The sequence below is a fragment of the Hydrocoleum sp. CS-953 genome, from assembly GCF_002260545.1.
GTDB lineage: Bacteria > Cyanobacteriota > Cyanobacteriia > Cyanobacteriales > Microcoleaceae > Trichodesmium.
The window spans coordinates 1-2,810 of record NZ_LGSU01000342.1 but is presented as its reverse complement, the minus strand read 5'-3'; the positions used below and the strand labels follow the sequence as shown (position 1 = coordinate 2,810).

Below are 2,810 nucleotides of genomic sequence, written 5' to 3'. Positions count from 1 at the left end.
TGAAAAGGAGAGGATTGACAAACAGGAAAATTTTTATTTATTATCCCCTTAAAAGGGGAGGCTTTAAACCACAATATTTCGGTAATTATCAATTATCCATTATCAATTATCCATTAATGAATTCTTCCCTCTTCCTTGCTTCTACCATTTGTAATAAACATTTATCACCCTTGGTATTAGTACCTTTTTTTACTAACTAATGACTCCTGACTCCTGACCACCTGAAAGATATGTACCAAAACCTTTGAGATTTAGTATTTTATCCTGATAAAATTAGTATTTGCTAAGTCTAACGATATAGAGTTATTAACTACTAAACTGAATATTGTTTTCTCTCCGTTCATCAAGCCATTGTTGCAAAATCAAAGCTGCTGCCTTTCTATCAATTAAACCCTTATTTTGAGAAGGAGAAATATTAGCCGCCTTCAGCATTTCCTCAGCTTGAACCGAAGTCAAACGTTCATCAACATATTCTACAGGTAGTTCGAGAGTCTGTGACAACCTTTGAGCATATTTTTGTACTTCCCTACCTTGAAAACCTATAGAACCATTCATAGAATAGGGCAAACCAACCACAAGAAGTTGTACTTGACGTTCCTGGACAATAGTTTGCAATTGAGCTATATCTTGCTGAAATGAGGTCCGCTTGATAGTAGTAATACCAGTAGCAATTAAACCAGTACCATCACATCCTGCGACCCCCATACGTTTTCTACCTACATCCAAACCTAAGGCGGAAATCCGATTTTGAGGCATTGGAAATTATACTCCTTTTTCAATGAAAAATTTAATTTAGTTACAGACTAAAAAATCATAATTCTTAGATTTTTTCATCATCATTATTCTCTGCACTTTTTGAATTAGGAGGAATAAATTCTGCATCAGAATTTAGTTTTTCATTTTTTCCTTCCCAATAATGGTTATTATGAGTATTTGTCTGGGAATTACTACCCATATCTTTTTTATTTTGCATCATTTTCAACCAAGAACTACGACTAGGAACAGGCTTTCTCGCGGGTTGCAAACTTTGCAGAACTTCCGAAAGTTGGAGATCGGAAATGACTGACCTAGACNGAATAAATTCTGCATCAGAATTTAGTTTTTCATTTTTTCCTTCCCAATAATGGTTATTATGAGTATTTGTCTGGGAATTACTACCCATATCTTTTTTATTTTGCATCATTTTCAACCAAGAACTACGACTAGGAACAGGCTTTCTCGCGGGTTGCAAACTTTGCAGAACTTCCGAAAGTTGGAGATCGGAAATGACTGACCTAGACTCCCGAACTTTATGCCAAACAGAACGAGACATTAACAAAGTATGTTCAATTTGTTTAGCTTTTATCTGTTCCAAATATGCTTCACGTTCAGGTTGATAATCAGCAGAAGCAAGTTGCAAAGATTGATTAGGAAAATCTTGAGCCAATGTTGCCATTTGTGATAATAATTCTGGGTATAACCAAGTATAAGCCGGATGTACAGTTAACTCAGCTATGTGTGGTTGTGTACCATCACGGCATAATTTTACTTGGAAGTAACCTATTGCTGCCTTGCGTTGAGACTCAAACACATAACCACTTACCAACTCAGTATGATTGAGCCATTGTCTAACTCCTTCAATCAAACCACTAACAAAGCTAGTTTGAAAATCCTGGACATGGCGGTCAAATACTTGGCGTACCATAGGTGGCATAGATGCAGTATCTAATTGATAGAGCAACTGAGCATCAGCATTACTAACAGGTAGTAAGTTTGGTAAATTTGGCTGTGTTTGGGATAAATCTTGTAATTGTTGGGGAGTAATTGTCCAGTAAGTAATTTGAGCCAATGGCTGAAAACCATTTTGGCGATACAGTGCCATTGTATCTTTATCATTCACATTAACTTGCAACAACCATGTCCGTGCTTCCCAAATTTTTTCAAAGCAGTATCGAAGTAGTTGAGAACCTATTCCTCTAGTATTTCCTGCTTCTTCAATAAATATCCTTTCTACCCGCCAACTGCTGCGAGTGCGATTTGTTGGACAAACTTGGATTGCTCCCTTAACTTGTCCATCTACTTCTGCAACATAAGAAGTTAACAAATATTTGCAGGGATTAGGGAAAAGGCTCAACAACTTTATTGGCCAGTACCAACGATGAATTTGTGCCAATTTCTGGCTAAGGTTAATGGGAGAGAGATTAAAAGTAACATCTCGGTGGTTGTGTTGGGCCTCTGGAGTTTCCCAGCATAGCTTTTTGATAGCCTCTAGGTCGCGGTACTCTAGGGGACGAATGACCACCTGGCTTTGCTTTTGGCGGATGAAAGGTTTCATGATTTTGTGTTCTTGGTTTTGGGATGCTTACGTCAAAGTAAATTTTAAATTTTGTGGGTCTGGGAATTTGGCTAAATAAATTTATTGGTCATCCAAATTATTCGGAATGACTGAGGTGAGGTTCTCTCATGGTTAACTGCAAGGAGTATAATCTTGGCTTTCCCAAATTCACAGTTCGAGCTTCCTGGTTCTTATCCTAATGTTGAACCCGACCCAAGTAGAAAAGATGAGACCTAACTTGTTTAATGTTTTATTTAAGATATTTATTACTGAATTTTCATATCTGTCTATTACCAAACTACATTATTTAGGAGAAGAATGAGTTCTAACTGACAGAATTTTATGTACTTTATGACCAAAGTTACTACAATTCTAATATCTATTATTAAGGCTAACTTTTACCAGATGAGAACCAGGTTTTACCCCTAATGTTTCAAGTTTTTTTATAAATGCCTCTCAAGCCACATCATAAATTGATTGTGATAGTTTAGCATTT

The 2,810-nt window shown here is 36.6% G+C and carries 2 protein-coding genes; both read right to left on the bottom strand.

Features of this window, described 5'->3' with window-relative positions:
• Positions 1 to 306: 306 nt before the first annotated feature.
• Positions 307 to 756 carry a Holliday junction resolvase RuvX gene (gene ruvX, locus AFK68_RS03190; protein WP_094671567.1) on the bottom strand — a complete coding sequence of 150 codons (450 nt, stop codon included), beginning with the start codon at positions 754 to 756 and terminating at the stop codon, positions 307 to 309.
• Positions 757 to 1,074: 318 nt separating this feature from the next.
• Positions 1,075 to 2,314: GNAT family N-acetyltransferase (locus AFK68_RS03185; RefSeq protein ID WP_143437470.1), on the bottom strand; the 1,240-nt coding region annotated here is incomplete at its 3' end.
• Between the last annotated feature and the right edge of the window lie 496 nt (positions 2,315 to 2,810).